We start from the raw sequence: 13,317 nt of genomic DNA on the forward strand, positions 1-13,317 counted from the left end.
TGGGAATCGACATGAATCACCCTCACTACTCAAGACCGCGCAGGCTGCTGCACTGGCTGTTCGCCGCCGTTGTGCTGTGGGCCACGATCAGCGGCTATGCCAGCGCCCTGTTGCAGCCGCCAAGCTCGGTCCAACAGGCGATCGCCTTTATCAATGTCTCGCTGACCACCCTGCTGGTGCCGCTGTTCGTCCTGCGGCTGTTCTACCTGGTGCGTCATCCCGCTCCGCCGGCGCCTGTCCACCAGAGCGCGGCTGAGCGCAAGCTGGTGCATGCCGGGCACGCCGCCCTGCTGGTCACCCTCGGCACCGTGCTGTTCAGCGGCGTGCTGATGATGTCGCGCCCGATCGACCTGTTCGGCCTGCAGCTCCCGCAACCCTTGCAGGACCCAGCGGCCATCACCTTTTTCGAAGAGCTTCACCACTACAGTTGCATGGCCCTGGCCCTGCTGGTGGCCGGCCATATCGCCGCGGTGATCCTCCACCAATGGCGCGGGCAGGGCGTGCTCAGACGCATGCTGCCCAAACGCCCATGAAAACGCTGCTCTCATGGCGCCCGCGCGGCGCCGGCCAGCGCTATCTACTGCCCGTAAGCCTGGTCGCCCTGGGTCTCTGGCTGACCTGGCTCGGCCTCGACAGCTGGACCTACCGGCAAGTCGTGGCGGGCCAGCCGGTGCCGAGCGCGGTACCGAGCGCCAGCGCCGAACAGCGGCTGCCCGCGCCCCTGGACGATCGCAACATCGCCAGGGTGTTCGGCGCCGTGCCGGTCGAATTCGACAGCGCGCAGGCCAGCCTGCCGCTGGTCCTGCTCGCCAGCCTGCTGGGCAACCAGCCCGAGCAATCCAGGGCCCTGATCCAGTACGCCGACAGCCGGGCCTTCTACTCCCCGGGCGAACGCCTGCCCGACGGCACGCTGCTCAAGAGTGTCAGCGCCGATCAGGTGGTGGTGCTGCGCAACGGCCGTGAACAGAACCTGCTGCTACCCGGGCGCCAACTGCGCCTGCTCAGCCCCCAGACAACCCCACCGGAGGTCGCCGACCGAAAAGCCACGGCCCTTCTGCGAGCGATAGAGAACACACCATGAAACTGTCCAAGATTGCAGGCGCCGTGCTCAGCCTCGGCCTTCTTTTGAGTGCCCTGCCCAGTACCGCGGCCCTCACCACCCAGCGCCTGTGGACGCTGAACATGAAGGACGCCGAACTGCGCGACCTGGCCAGCGAAGTCGGTGAAATCACCGGCAAGACCCTGGTGGTCGATGCCCGGCTGCAAGGCAAGGTCAGCGTGCAATCGTCCAGTGCGCTGGACAAGGACGGTATCTACTCGCTGTTCCTCAGCGTGCTGCGCAGCCAGGGTTTCGTCGCCCTGGACCAGGGCGACCGGGTGCTGATCGTGCCGGCGGTGGAAGCCAAGACCAAATCCAGCGAGCAATCGGGCGATGAGTTCGTGACCCGGGTCCTGGACCTGCGCAACGCCAACGCCGCGGAAATCTCCGGAGTGGTCCGCCCGCTGGTGAGCGACGACGCCTATGTCGCACCCTCGGCCAGCTCCAATGCCCTGGTGGTTTCCGATAGCGCCAGCAACGTCGAGCGCATCCGCCAGGTGGTCAGCGAACTGGACCAGGCCGGCAACCGCTCGTTCAGCACCGTGGCGCTCAAGCATGCCTGGGCCAGCGATGTGGCCCGCACCCTGAACGAAAGCATCAGCCAGACGGGCAACGGCCCCAGCGACGCCAAGGCCGTGGGCGACGCCCGCAGCAACCGGGTGATCCTCGCGGGTTCCGCCCAGGCCCGCCAGCGCATGGCCGATCTGGTCAGGGCCATCGACGTGCCGAGCAATGCCAATGACAGCGCGCGGGTGGTACGCCTGCACCACAGCGATGCGAAAAAACTCTCGAAGCTGCTCGACGGCATCGGCAAGCGCCTGGAAGACGGCAATCGCGGTGGCGGCGAAGGCAAGGGCAGCGGCAACTCGATACTGGTGAGCGCCGACGAAAGCCAGAACGCCCTGGTGCTGATGGCCGACCCGGCGCAACTGAGCATGCTCGACAAAGTCATCACCCAGCTGGACCAGCCACGGGCCCAGGTGCTGGTGGAAGCGGCCATCGTCGAAGTCAGCGGCGACATCAACGAAGCCCTCGGCGTGCAATGGGCGGCGCGCGCCGGCAACGTCGCCGGCGGCACCAACTTCAGCGGCACCGGCCTGTCGATCGGTACGTTGCTGAGCTCGGGCAAGGACAAGAACATCACCCTGCCGGACGGCGCCATCATCGGCATCGGCACCAGCAATTTCGGCGCGCTGGTCACCGCCCTGTCCAGCGACTCGAAGAACAACCTGCTGTCCACCCCGAGCCTGCTGACCCTGGACAACGAAGCGGCGGAAATCCTCGTCGGCCAGAACGTGCCGTTCCAGACCGGCTCGTACACCACCGACACCGCCGGCGCCAGCAACCCCTTCACCACCGTGGAGCGCCAGGACGTCGGCGTGACCCTCAAGGTGACGCCGCACATCAACGAGGGCAACACCCTGCGCCTGAAGGTCGAGCAGGAAAGCTCGGAGCTGGCCAGCGCCCCGCCCGGCATCACCACCAGCGACGTGATCACCAACAAGCGCTCGGTGAAAAGCACCATCCTCGCCGACGACGGGCAGATCATCGTGCTCGGCGGCCTGATCAAGGACAACGTCAAGACCCAGGTCAGCAAGGTGCCGGTGCTGGGCAGCATTCCCCTGCTCGGCCGGCTGTTCACCAGCACCAAGGACGTCACCGAAAAGACCAACCTGATGGTCTTCCTGCGGCCGACCCTGGTGCGCGGCAGCGCCGATGCCGTCAACGTCAGCCAGCGCAAGTACGACGACCTGCGCAAGCTGCGCGCCAACGGTGACAGCCGCAGCGGCCTGGCCCTGCCCGCCGACTCGCGCCAGCTGTTCGATGCCGCCCCGCAGGATGGGACCCTCGACATGCGCGCCAGAGAGCCACGCCGATGAACCCGGTCGCGCGCCTGCCCTTTGGTTTCGCCAAGCGCCATGGGGTCCTGCTGGAGCCCCTGGAGAGCGGCCTGCGGCTTTACTGCCGGGCCGACACGCCGGTGGAAATCCTCGCCGAGATCCGCCGCTGCCACGGCCCGCTGCTGGGCCACCGGATACTCGACGCCGAGGGTTTCGCCGAACTGCTGGCCGAGCACTATCGCGATGGACGCGACGACGCCATGCAAATGGCCGAGGGCCTGGGCGACCAGATCGCCGGCCAGGACGACCTGGCCAGCCTGGCCGAACAGCTGCCGCAGATCACCGACCTGCTGGAGCAGGAAGACGACGCGCCGATCATTCGCCTGATCAACGCGATCCTCGGCGAAGCAGTGAAGGTCAAGGCTTCGGATATCCACCTGGAAACCTTCGAGCAGCACCTGTCCGTGCGCCTGCGGGTCGACGGCCTGTTGCGCGAAGTGCTGCGCCCGCGCCGGGAACTGGCGGGCCTGCTGGTGTCGCGGATCAAGGTCATGTCCAAGCTCGACATCGCCGAGAAACGCATCCCCCAGGACGGCCGCATCGCCCTGCGCATCGGCGGCCATGAAGTGGACGTGCGGGTCTCCACCCTGCCTTCGGCCTACGGCGAGCGGGTGGTCATGCGCCTGCTCGACAAACAGGCCGGGCGCCTGGACCTGGGGCGGCTGGGCATGGCCGAGGCGATCTGCGACAAGCTGGAAGACGCCCTGCGGCGCCCCCACGGCATCCTGCTGGTCACCGGCCCCACCGGTTCCGGCAAGACCACCACGCTGTATGCCGGGCTCAGCAGCCTGAACAACCAGACACGCAACATCCTGACCATCGAAGACCCGGTGGAATACCACCTGGCCGGCATCGGCCAGACCCAGGTCAACACCAAGGTCGACATGACCTTCGCCCGTGGCCTGCGCGCCATCCTGCGCCAGGACCCGGATGTGGTCATGGTCGGCGAGATCCGTGACCGGGAAACCGCCGACATTGCCGTGCAAGCCTCCCTCACCGGTCACCTGGTGCTGTCAACCCTGCACACCAACAGCGCCATCGGCGCCGTCACCCGCCTGCTGGACATGGGCATCGAGCCCTTCCTGCTGTGCACCTCGCTGCTCGGCGTGGTCGCCCAGCGCCTGGTGCGGGTGCTCTGCGGCGATTGCAAGAGTGCCGCGCCCGCCGACGCCGCGGCCTGCCGCCAATTGCACCTCGACCCGCAGCAGGCCCCGGTGCTCTACCACCCGGTCGGCTGCCCGGCCTGCCAGCACAGCGGCTATCGCGGCCGCCAGGGCATCTACGAACTGGTGCTGTTCGACGAACCGCTGCGCCAGTTGATCCATGAGGGGGCTGGCGAGGCCGCCTTGACCCACTACGCGCGCCAGCATGCCCACAGCCTGTTCGCCGACGGCCGGGACAAGGTGCTGCAAGGCGTCACCAGCGTCGAAGAACTGCTACGCGTAACCCGGGAGCACTGATCGTGGCCGCCTACGAATACCTCGCCATGTGCAACGCCGGGCGCAAGACCCGTGGCGTGCAGGAAGCCGACAGCGCGCGGCAGGTCCGCCAGCTGCTGCGCGAACGCAACCTGATCGCCCTGCAGGTCAAGCCGGCCCGCGGGCAACAGGACCGCTCCGGCGCCACGCTGACCAGCAGCCAACGCCTCAGCCCGGCGCAACTGGCCTTGCTCACCCGCCAGCTGGCGACCCTGGTCCAGGCCGCTCTACCCCTGGAAGAAGTGCTGGCCGCCGTCGCCGCGCAATGCAGCAAGCGCGCGCAGCAAAGCATGATGCTGGCGATCCGCGCACGGGTGCTGGAAGGCCATGACCTGGCCCGAGCCATGGGCGAATACCCGTGCGCCTTCACCTCGATGTACCGGGCCACGGTGGCCGCCGGTGAACGCGCCGGCCACCTGGCCCAGGTGCTGATGCAGTTGGCCGACTACACCGAGGCCCGGCATGCCGCCCGCCAGCAGCTGCAGCTGGCCATGCTGTACCCGAGCATCCTGCTGCTGGCGGCCTTCGGCATCGTCGGCTTCCTGCTCAGTTTCGTGGTGCCGGATGTGGTCAAGGTGTTCATCGACAGCGGCCAGCAACTGCCGGTGCTGACCCGCGGCCTGATCGCCACCAGTGACTTCGCCCGGGACTACGGTCTGCTCCTGCTGCTGATGCTCGGCAGCCTCGCCGCCGGCCTGCGCGTGGCCCTGCGCAAGCCCGCCCTGGCCATGCGCTGGCATCAGGCCCAACTGCGCTTGCCGGTGATCGGGCGGGTCATCCAGGCCAGCAACAGCACCCGTTTTGTCAGCACCCTGGCGATTCTCGGACGCAGTGGCGTGCCACTTGTTGATGCTCTGGAGATTTCCGCCGAAGTGGTCGCCAACCAGCAGATTCGTACTCGTATGAAAGACGTGGCGCGTGCCGTACGCGAAGGTAGCGGGCTGACCCGGGCCCTGGAACAGAGCGGCGATTTCCCGCCGATGATGCTGTACATGATCGCCAGCGGCGAACGCTCGGGGGAACTGGACGGCATGCTCGAACGTGCCGCCCACCAGCAGCAGACCCAGCTGTCCAACGGCATCGCCATGCTGGTCGGGCTGTTCGAGCCGGCGATGCTGGTGTTCATGGGCGCCAGCGTGCTGGTGATCGTCCTGGCGATCCTGATGCCCATTCTCAACCTCAACCAACTCATCACCTGAAGAGCACACAACATGCGCAACCCTTCCCGCCAACGCGGCTTCACCCTGATCGAGATCATGGTGGTCGTGGTGATTCTCGGTGTCCTGGCCGCCCTGGTGGTCCCGCAGATCATGAGCCGTCCGGACCAGGCCAAGGTCACCGCCGCCCGCAGCGACATCAAGGCCGTGGCCACCGCCCTGGAAATCTACAAGCTCGACAACCATCACTACCCGTCGACCCAGCAGGGCCTGGAAGCCCTGGTGAAGAAACCGGCAGGCATGCCGGCGGCCCTCAACTGGAACCCCGACGGCTACCTCAAGCGCCTGCCCAAGGACCCCTGGGGCAACCCTTACCAGTTCCTCGCCCCGGGTCGCGAAGGTTCGGCCTACGACCTGTACTCCTTCGGTGCCGACGGCCGCAACGGCGGCGACGGCACCAACGCCGACATCGGCAACTGGGAGCCTTGAAGTGCGCAAGCCAATGGCGGGTTTCACCCTGCTGGAGCTGCTGGTGGTCATGCTGATCATCGGCTTGCTGGCCGGCATGGTCGGGCTGGTCCAGAGCGACTCGGGCGGGCAGAAGGCCCGGCGCGAGGCCGAGCGCCTGCAAAACCTCATTGGCTTGCTGCGCGAAGACGCGGTGCTGAACAACCTCAATCACGGCCTACGCCTGGCGTCCGACCACTACACAGTGCTGAGCCTCGACCGTGGCGGCCAGTGGCAGGCCGACAAACGCTTCAAGGAACACCGGCTGCCCGGCGAGCTGCGCCTGAACCTGCAGGAGCCACCAGGCCAGAATCAAAGCCTGGGCCAGGGCAAGGAGCCGCAACTCTGGGTGCTGGCCAACGACCAGATCTCGCCCTTCAATCTGCTGCTGGAATACCGCCAGCAACCGCTGCTGTCGCTGTCCAGCGACGGTGTCGAGGAGGTGCGTCTTGCCCCGGTGCAATGAACAGGCGGGCTTCACCCTGCTGGAAGTGATGGTCGCCCTGGCCATTTTCGCCGTGCTGTCGCTGTCGCTCTACAGCGCTACCGAACACCTGATCGGCAACAACGGCGGCCTCAGCGAACGGACCCTGGCGCAATGGCTGGCGGACAACCGCCTGAACGAGCTGCGCGCCGGCATGCGCCAACCCCAGAGCCAGCGCCAGGAACCGATCCGCTTCGCCGGGCGCGACTGGCTGCTGACCAGCGAAACCGCCGCGGCGCCCGACCCGCGCCTGTTGAAGATCGTGCTCGAAGTCTCCACCGACACCCCCATGCCGCGGCAGCGCGCGCGCCTGGCCGGTTACCTGGAGGCCCGCCCATGAAACGCCGGCAACAGGGCTTCACCCTGCTCGAAGTGCTGATCGCCATGGCCCTGTTCAGCCTGCTCGGCCTGGCCTGCTATCAACTGCTCGAACGCATGATGCACACCGACCAGCGGATTCATCAGCACGAACTGCAACTGCGGCGCCTGCAACGCGCGGTGGGCATCTTCGAGCGCGACCTGACCCAGGCCATCGCCTACCCGGTCAACGGCAGTTCGGCGCGCCAGGCCCTGATCGGCGAGCCCGGGCGCATCCAGCTGGTGCGGGGCGGCTGGAGCAATCCCTTGCAGCAGGCACGCAACGACCTGCTGCTGGTCACCTATCGCTGGAGCGACAAGCAATGGCTGCGCGAATACCGCAGCCCGGTGGACGGTCCCGACCTGTCCGGCACTGCCGCGCAACAACTGCTGCTCGATGGCGTCCGCCTCGAACGCCTGCGCTACATCGACGACCAGGGTCAGGCCCATTCCAACTGGCCCGTCGGCCAGGCACCGCTGAGCCTGCCCCAGGCCATCGAGCTGGAACTCGACGCCCCCGGTTATCCCGGCCTGCGGCGGGTGATCCTGCTGCCGGGCTTCAAGGGGCTGGACCATGGTTAAGGCTTGTAGACAACGGGGCATCGCGCTGATCAGCGTGCTGTTGATCACCTCCCTGGCGACCCTGATCGTCAGTGACATGCTGGCCCGCCAGCGCCTGAGCCTGATCGGCAGTTCCAACCAGCTGTTGCAGCAACAACTGTGGCAACTGGCGCTCAGTGGCGAAGCCTGGGCCCGCGGCCAACTGCGCGATGACTGGCGCGACGAGCCGGAACCCAAGCGCGTACACCTGGGCCAACGCTGGGCCCACAGCACGCCGACCTTCGACATCGACGGCGGGCGTATCCGCATCCAGCTGCAAGACCTCGGCGCGCGCTTCAACCTCGGCACCTTGCGCACGCCCAACGACCGCATCAGTCGCCTGCGTTATCAACGCCTGTTGCAAGTGCTCGGCCTGCCGCCCCACGACCCCAGGCGCCTGCCGCCGGTGCGTGGTTTCGACGGCAAGCCGCTGGCCTGGAACGACAGCAGTGAGCTGATGCGCCTGGAAGGCGTCGACACAGCGGTCATGGAACGCCTGCGGCCCTGGGTCAGGACCACGCCGGGAGCCCTGAACCTCAACACCGCCCCGGCCGAACAGCTGGCCAGCCTGGGCCAGCTCGACCTGGCCCAGGCCACCGCCCTGGTGCAGGCGCGTCCCGCCGATGGCTACAAGACGGTGCAGGAGTTTCTCGACGCCCCCGTGCTGAAACAGCACGAGATCAACAGCCAGGGGATCGATGTCAGCAGCCGCTATTTCCAGGCGGTGCTGGATGTCGAACTGGGCGACCGCCAATTGCGCCTGATCAGCCGCCTGCGCATCGAGCAGGACGGCCAAGTCAGCGTACTGCAGCGCACCCTCGCCGCCCCTTCCCGTTTTCCGGAGTAACCCCATGCAAGCCTGGCTTTACCTCGCCACAGTGAATGCGGACGACGAGTCGCCCGTCACCTGGTGGCAAACCAACGGCGAGCCGGTGCACGGCACGCTGCAACAGGCGGCGGTGCTGGCCGGCCAGCGCCTGACCCTGCTGCTGCCGGCGGAAATCGCCAGCCATCACCGCTTCGACGTACCGCCGCGCAGCGGCCGCTGGTTGCAGCAAGCCATCCATTCGGTGCTGGAAGAACGGCTGCTGGACGACCCCGAGCAGTTGCACCTGGCCCGTGGGCCGTTGCAGGCGCGGCGGCACTGTCGCCTGTTCGCCCTGCAACGGCAGTGGCTGGAGCAACTGCTGGAACGACTGGCCAGTCATGGCCTGACGGCCGAGCGCATTCATGTCGATGCCGACTGCCTGCCGGACAGCCAGGCCCTGGCCCTGCGCTGCCACGACCGCTGGCTGATCGGCGGGGCCTGCCAGCAACGCCTGGCGCTCGACGACCAGGCCTTCGAAGAGCTGGCCCCGCTGCTGCCCGACACCCTGCAACGCAGCGAGGAAACGCCCTGGTCGCTGTTGGCCCAGGGCAGCTCGCAAGCCATCGATCTGCGCCAAGGGGCATTCGCCCTGCGCAACCCGTCGCGCACGCCATGGCGGGTGCTGCTGGCAATCCTGGTCATCGCCTGCGGCGCTCAAGTGACCCAGGACGTGGGTCATCGCTGGTTGCTGCAACACAAGGCCGCCGAGGTGACCGAGGCCAGCCTGGAACTCTGGCGCCAGCGCTTCCCCGACGAGCCCCGGGTGATCGACCTCGCCCGCCAGGTCCAGGCCCGTGCCCAGCAGGCCGGCCAACCCCGGCAAAGCCTGGCACGCCGGCTCGACAGCCTGGCCAGCCAATGGACCGGCAGCGATGGCGGCGATACGCGAATCCGCCGGCTGGACTACCAACAGGCGCAAGGCTGGACCCTGCAAGTCAACGCGCCGGATTTCTCCACCCTCGAACGTCTGCGCGAAGCCCTCGCGCAGCAGGGCGCGAATGTGCAGGCCGACTCGGCCGTGCTCGCTCCCGACGGGGTCAGCGCCCGCCTGAAAATCACGGACTAACCCATGACCACCCTTTTCAATCGTTACTCGAACCGCTGGCAGCAGCTACCGGCCCGCGACCGCCTGGCCCTGAAGCTGCTCAGCCTGTTTCTGGCCGTGACGCTGTTCTGGACCCTGCTCTGGAGTCCTCAGCGCCAGGCCCTGCGCCAGGCTGAACAGCAGTTCCAGGAGGCCCTGCAGTTGCAAACCGATCTGCTCAAACTGCCCTCGTCCACCCAGGCCCGCGGCCCGCAGGCCAACGGTCGGACCCTGGCCGGCCTGATCACCGCCAGCACGGCCGCGGCCAACCTGAGCATCGAACGCATGGACAGCGAAGAATCCGGACGCCTCAATCTCAACCTGGGCGGCGCGCTGCAAGACCTGCTGACCTGGCTGGACGACGTGGAAAACCAGGGCGTCAACCTGGTGTCGCTGCAGTTGGAGGTCGACCCTCAGGCCCTGGTCCAGGCCCGCCTGACCCTGGAGGCGAACTGATCGCGCCCGCCGCTCAGCGGGCCGACTCCTCATCGACCCGCGCAGTGCCCAGCAGGCGCGGGCCCCAATCCTCGACCGCCGCCTGCTCGACCCGACGCTCCAGGGTGCGGCGCCAGGAGGGCACCAGCGGCAGCTCCAGGCACAGACGAATCTCCTCCACTGCCACCTCGCGGGAAAACAGCACCGCGCTCAAGCGCGACAGCGGCCACTGCTCGAAGGGGCGCTCGACCTGCTGCAACACGTCCCCGGCGCTCAGGCTGCCCGCCTCCAGCACCCGGTAATACCAGCCAGTGCGCCCACTCTGCTGGACCCGCAGCGACATGTCTTTCACGGCAAAGCGGTCATTGAGTTTCCAGCACGGCATGCGGCCCTGGGACACCTCCAGCAACACACTGCCGACCCGGACCCGGTCGCCCAGGCAGACGTTCTGCTCGGTCCAGCCGTGGCTACTGAAGTTCTCGCCAAAGGCGCCCGGCTGCTCCAGCAACGCGTGCGGCCCCAACTCGGCGGCCCAGGCGGCGTAATGCTCGCGGGGATAGTGATGAATGGCTTTCTCGGTGCCGCCATGCACCCGCAAGTCGCCCTGCTGGTCTTCCAGCAGGCCCAGGGGACCGACCTGCAGACTGCCGGTGCGCGGGGTCTTGGCGATCGCGCTCATGGACCCCGGCCGGCTGTAGGCCACGGCGCGGCCAGTCAACAGGGCATCGAGGGTTATACGCTCAGGGGTCATTACCTTACTCCATGGTTTCAGCGGCGAACGGATGTTCCCGGCAGATCAACTCACTGTCGGCAGGTGCCAGCGGCTCTTCGGCCAGGCCCAAGCTCGGCACGTCCCGGGCCCTTTGGTTCAAGGCCTGCACTCAGGCTTTTCGGGTCCGCGGCAGGAAGATCGCCAGCAGGCCGAACAGCGGCAGGAACGAGCACAGGAAGTACACGTACTCGATGCCGTGGATGTCCGCCAAGTGGCCCAGCAGCGCCGCGCCGATCCCGCCGAACCCGAACATCAGGCCGAAGAACACCCCCGCGATCATGCCGACGTTGCCCGGCACCAGCTCCTGGGCGTAGACCACGATGGCCGAGAACGCCGACGCCAGGATGAAGCCGATCACCACGCTGAGCACACTGGTCCAGAACAGGTCGACATGGGGCAGCAGCAGGGTGAACGGCGCCACGCCGAGGATCGAGAACCAGATCACCGCCTTGCGCCCGATCTTGTCGCCGATCGGCCCGCCGAAGAAGGTCCCGGCCGCCACCGCGCCAAGGAACAGGAACAGGTGCAGCTGCGAGCTGGCCACCGACAGGTCGAACTTCTCGATCAGGTAGAAGGTGAAGTAACTGGTCAGGCTGGCCATGTAGAAATACTTGGAGAACACCAGCAGCCCCAGCACCACCAGGGCGCTGAGCACCCGCCCCCTGGACAGGCCGTGGGTCGCCGCCTGCCCCTGCTTGAGCTTGAACAGCTTGAGGTGGTTGGCGTACCAGCGGCTGATGGCATAGAGCAGCGCCACGGCGAACACCGCCAACAGGCCGAACCAGGCCACATTGCCCTGGCCGAAGGGAATGATGATGGCCGCCGCCAGCAGCGGGCCGAAGGCCGTGCCGGCATTGCCGCCGACCTGGAAGGTCGATTGCGCCAGGCCATAACGCCCGCCGGAGGCCAGCCGCGCCACCCGCGAGGCTTCCGGGTGGAAGGTCGAGGAGCCGACACCGATCAGCCCCGCCGCCAGCAGGATCAAGGCAAAGCTGCCGACCTGGGACATCATCAGAATGCCGATCAGGGTGCAGACCATGCCCACCGGCAACAGGTACGGCTTGGGGTGGCGGTCGGTGTAATAACCGACCCACGGCTGCAACAGCGAGGCCGTGAGCTGGAAGGTCAGGGTAATCAGGCCGACCTGGGTGAAGGTCAGGCCGTAGCTGGCCTTGAGCATCGGGTAGATCGCCGGCAGCACCGCCTGGATCAAGTCGTTGATCAAATGCGCCAGCGCCACCGCGCCAATGATGCGCAGCACCAGGGGGCTGCTGTGTGAAGGCGCGGGAGTCGCCACGGAGGCGGACTGAACATTGCTGATAGCCATGAGAGTTTCCGTACAGCAGATGGATGCGCAGTTGCAGGGGTGGCCAATGTGCCATTTTTCGGTGCGCCGCGGCTATCCCCTTAGCTTGCTAACGACTTGAATATTTTCCTGAACTGTCCACGCTCACTGGCCAATCACCGCCTCCGGGAAGTCCGCTTCCAGCTCGGTTTTCAACCATTGGATAAACCACTGCACATCCGCCGAAAGCTCTTGCGACGGGGTCAACACCCGATAGCTTTCCAGCTTCACCTGATCGTCCAGTACCCGCATCAGCCTGCCCGCCTTGAGCTCCTCGCGCACCAGCACTTCGTTGGCCAGGGCAATGCCCTGGCCGCTTTCGGCCACCGACAGTGCATGGTCGTTGTTCACGTAGATCAGGTCGCTGGTGAGGTGGATATCCAGGCCGTTGGCGGCGAACCACATGTTCCACCACTCGCCGTCGTCGAAGTGGATCAGCTCGTGCTTCACCAAGTCGGCCGGGCTGTGGACAGCGTCGATGCTCGCCAGGTACGCCGGGCTGCAGATCGGAAACACCCGCGGGCAGATCAGCGTCGCCCGCGAGCCGGCGTATTGCCCGTCCAGGCCATAGGCGATGCCCAGGTCGGTGGTCTTGGCATCCACTTCGGTGAAGGTCGAGTTGGGCTCGATGGCGAATTTCAACCCCGGGCGCAAATGCCGCATGGCTTCCAGCCGCGGGGTCAGCCAGCGCTTGGCGAAGCCCGGCACCACCATGATCCGCAGCCAGCGTTCGGCGGCCTTGGGCCGCACATCCTTGCCGGCCTCGATGATCAGTTGCAGGGCCGCAGCGATCTTGCGGTGGTATTTCTCCCCCGCCGGCGTCAGGGTGACGCCGCGCGAAGTGCGCTCGAACAAGGGCGTGCCCAGCCATTCCTCCAGCAGCTTCACATGGCGGCCAATGGCCGGCTGGGTCACGTGCAGGGCTTTCGAGGCTTCGACATAGCTGCCCAGGCGGGCGGCGGCATCAAAGGCACGCACGGCGTTGAGCGGTGGCAAACGGTGCTCAGGCATGGTTGGAAACGCCTTTAGCTATTAAATTATTTAACAGCTGCTATGTTAAAATTGAAGTTTCGCCCCCGCAACCCCTCACTGATAATCGCCTGCAGCAGAACAATAAAGAGCCTGCAAGACCGGCTCGCCACACACCCGAACACATCTCGATCCTGCCCAGAACAATAATATCCATGGCCTTACCACGCAGCGTCGTGCAGACGTTTGCCAAGGGCGATG

Annotated in this window: 15 protein-coding genes; 12 read left to right on the top strand and 3 right to left on the bottom strand. The window is 66.5% G+C overall.

Going from position 1 to position 13,317, the window contains the following annotated elements:
• Positions 1–11: 11 nt before the first annotated feature.
• The 12 genes from AC07Y9_RS19860 to gspM are packed head-to-tail and all read left to right on the top strand — an operon-like array spanning position 12 to position 9,991.
• Positions 12–533 (top strand): cytochrome b, encoded by a 522-nt coding sequence (locus AC07Y9_RS19860; RefSeq protein ID WP_102679659.1) that lies wholly within the window; start codon positions 12–14, stop codon positions 531–533.
• Positions 530–1,081 carry a type II secretion system protein N gene (locus AC07Y9_RS19865; protein WP_053262607.1) on the top strand — a complete coding sequence of 184 codons (552 nt, stop codon included), beginning with the start codon at positions 530–532 and terminating at the stop codon, positions 1,079–1,081. Before AC07Y9_RS19860 ends, AC07Y9_RS19865 begins: the two co-directional genes overlap by 4 nt.
• Entirely contained in the window at positions 1,078–2,979 is a 1,902-nt protein-coding gene (gene gspD, locus AC07Y9_RS19870; RefSeq protein ID WP_102679660.1) for a type II secretion system secretin GspD, read from the top strand. Before AC07Y9_RS19865 ends, gspD begins: the two co-directional genes overlap by 4 nt.
• Positions 2,976–4,460: a type II secretion system ATPase GspE gene (gene gspE / locus AC07Y9_RS19875; protein WP_102679661.1), complete on the top strand. Its 1,485-nt coding sequence runs from the start codon at positions 2,976–2,978 to the stop codon at positions 4,458–4,460. The genes gspD and gspE overlap by 4 nt, the downstream gene beginning before the upstream one ends.
• Before the next feature lie 2 nt (positions 4,461–4,462).
• The gene (gene gspF / locus AC07Y9_RS19880) at positions 4,463–5,677 is read left to right on the top strand and encodes a type II secretion system inner membrane protein GspF (protein ID WP_102679662.1); all 1,215 of its coding nucleotides are present in this window, start codon (positions 4,463–4,465) and stop codon (positions 5,675–5,677) included.
• Positions 5,678–5,689: 12 nt separating this feature from the next.
• Complete coding sequence (gene gspG / locus AC07Y9_RS19885) at positions 5,690–6,124, top strand: type II secretion system major pseudopilin GspG (protein ID WP_009045575.1); 435 nt, start codon at positions 5,690–5,692, stop codon at positions 6,122–6,124.
• Position 6,125: 1 nt separating this feature from the next.
• Positions 6,126–6,608 carry a type II secretion system minor pseudopilin GspH gene (gspH, locus tag AC07Y9_RS19890; RefSeq protein WP_102679663.1) on the top strand — a complete coding sequence of 161 codons (483 nt, stop codon included), beginning with the start codon at positions 6,126–6,128 and terminating at the stop codon, positions 6,606–6,608.
• Entirely contained in the window at positions 6,592–6,966 is a 375-nt protein-coding gene (gspI, locus tag AC07Y9_RS19895; RefSeq protein WP_102679664.1) for a type II secretion system minor pseudopilin GspI, read from the top strand. Before gspH ends, gspI begins: the two co-directional genes overlap by 17 nt.
• A complete protein-coding gene (gene gspJ, locus AC07Y9_RS19900; protein WP_102679665.1) occupies positions 6,963–7,565 on the top strand; it encodes a type II secretion system minor pseudopilin GspJ in 603 nt (200 codons plus the stop codon). Before gspI ends, gspJ begins: the two co-directional genes overlap by 4 nt.
• The gene (gene gspK / locus AC07Y9_RS19905; protein ID WP_102679666.1) at positions 7,558–8,430 is read left to right on the top strand and encodes a type II secretion system minor pseudopilin GspK; all 873 of its coding nucleotides are present in this window, start codon (positions 7,558–7,560) and stop codon (positions 8,428–8,430) included. Before gspJ ends, gspK begins: the two co-directional genes overlap by 8 nt.
• Positions 8,431–8,434: 4 nt before the next feature.
• Positions 8,435–9,517: a type II secretion system protein GspL gene (gene gspL, locus AC07Y9_RS19910; RefSeq protein WP_102679667.1), complete on the top strand. Its 1,083-nt coding sequence runs from the start codon at positions 8,435–8,437 to the stop codon at positions 9,515–9,517.
• Between the two features lie 3 nt (positions 9,518–9,520).
• On the top strand, positions 9,521–9,991 hold the full coding sequence (gene gspM, locus AC07Y9_RS19915) for a type II secretion system protein GspM (protein WP_053262616.1): 471 nt from the start codon (positions 9,521–9,523) through the stop codon (positions 9,989–9,991).
• Positions 9,992–10,004: 13 nt separating this feature from the next.
• On the opposite strand, the gene AC07Y9_RS19920 is transcribed toward gspM, so the two are convergent.
• The 3 genes from AC07Y9_RS19920 to AC07Y9_RS19930 all read right to left on the bottom strand — a co-directional run bounded on the left by AC07Y9_RS19920 (position 10,005) and on the right by AC07Y9_RS19930 (position 13,098).
• Entirely contained in the window at positions 10,005–10,721 is a 717-nt protein-coding gene (locus AC07Y9_RS19920; protein ID WP_102679668.1) for an MOSC domain-containing protein, read from the bottom strand.
• 130 nt (positions 10,722–10,851) lie between these two features.
• Positions 10,852–12,069 (bottom strand): MFS transporter, encoded by a 1,218-nt coding sequence (locus AC07Y9_RS19925; protein ID WP_007923205.1) that lies wholly within the window; start codon positions 12,067–12,069, stop codon positions 10,852–10,854.
• A 123-nt stretch (positions 12,070–12,192) separates the two neighbouring features.
• Positions 12,193–13,098: a LysR substrate-binding domain-containing protein gene (locus tag AC07Y9_RS19930; RefSeq protein ID WP_087092051.1), complete on the bottom strand. Its 906-nt coding sequence runs from the start codon at positions 13,096–13,098 to the stop codon at positions 12,193–12,195.
• Between the last annotated feature and the right edge of the window lie 219 nt (positions 13,099–13,317).

The sequence above is a fragment of the Pseudomonas sp. GW456-L12 genome, from assembly GCF_059424045.1.

Coding starts and splice junctions, on each gene's coding strand:
- AC07Y9_RS19865 (WP_053262607.1), top strand. CDS start 530: ATGAAAACGCTGCTCTCATGGCGCCCGCGCGGCGCCGGCCAGCGCTAT.
- AC07Y9_RS19925 (WP_007923205.1), bottom strand. CDS start 12,069: ATGGCTATCAGCAATGTTCAGTCCGCCTCCGTGGCGACTCCCGCGCCT.
- gspK (WP_102679666.1), top strand. CDS start 7,558: ATGGTTAAGGCTTGTAGACAACGGGGCATCGCGCTGATCAGCGTGCTG.
- gspJ (WP_102679665.1), top strand. CDS start 6,963: ATGAAACGCCGGCAACAGGGCTTCACCCTGCTCGAAGTGCTGATCGCC.
- gspD (WP_102679660.1), top strand. CDS start 1,078: ATGAAACTGTCCAAGATTGCAGGCGCCGTGCTCAGCCTCGGCCTTCTT.
- gspG (WP_009045575.1), top strand. CDS start 5,690: ATGCGCAACCCTTCCCGCCAACGCGGCTTCACCCTGATCGAGATCATG.
- AC07Y9_RS19920 (WP_102679668.1), bottom strand. CDS start 10,721: ATGACCCCTGAGCGTATAACCCTCGATGCCCTGTTGACTGGCCGCGCC.
- AC07Y9_RS19860 (WP_102679659.1), top strand. CDS start 12: ATGAATCACCCTCACTACTCAAGACCGCGCAGGCTGCTGCACTGGCTG.
- AC07Y9_RS19930 (WP_087092051.1), bottom strand. CDS start 13,098: ATGCCTGAGCACCGTTTGCCACCGCTCAACGCCGTGCGTGCCTTTGAT.
- gspL (WP_102679667.1), top strand. CDS start 8,435: ATGCAAGCCTGGCTTTACCTCGCCACAGTGAATGCGGACGACGAGTCG.
- gspE (WP_102679661.1), top strand. CDS start 2,976: ATGAACCCGGTCGCGCGCCTGCCCTTTGGTTTCGCCAAGCGCCATGGG.
- gspM (WP_053262616.1), top strand. CDS start 9,521: ATGACCACCCTTTTCAATCGTTACTCGAACCGCTGGCAGCAGCTACCG.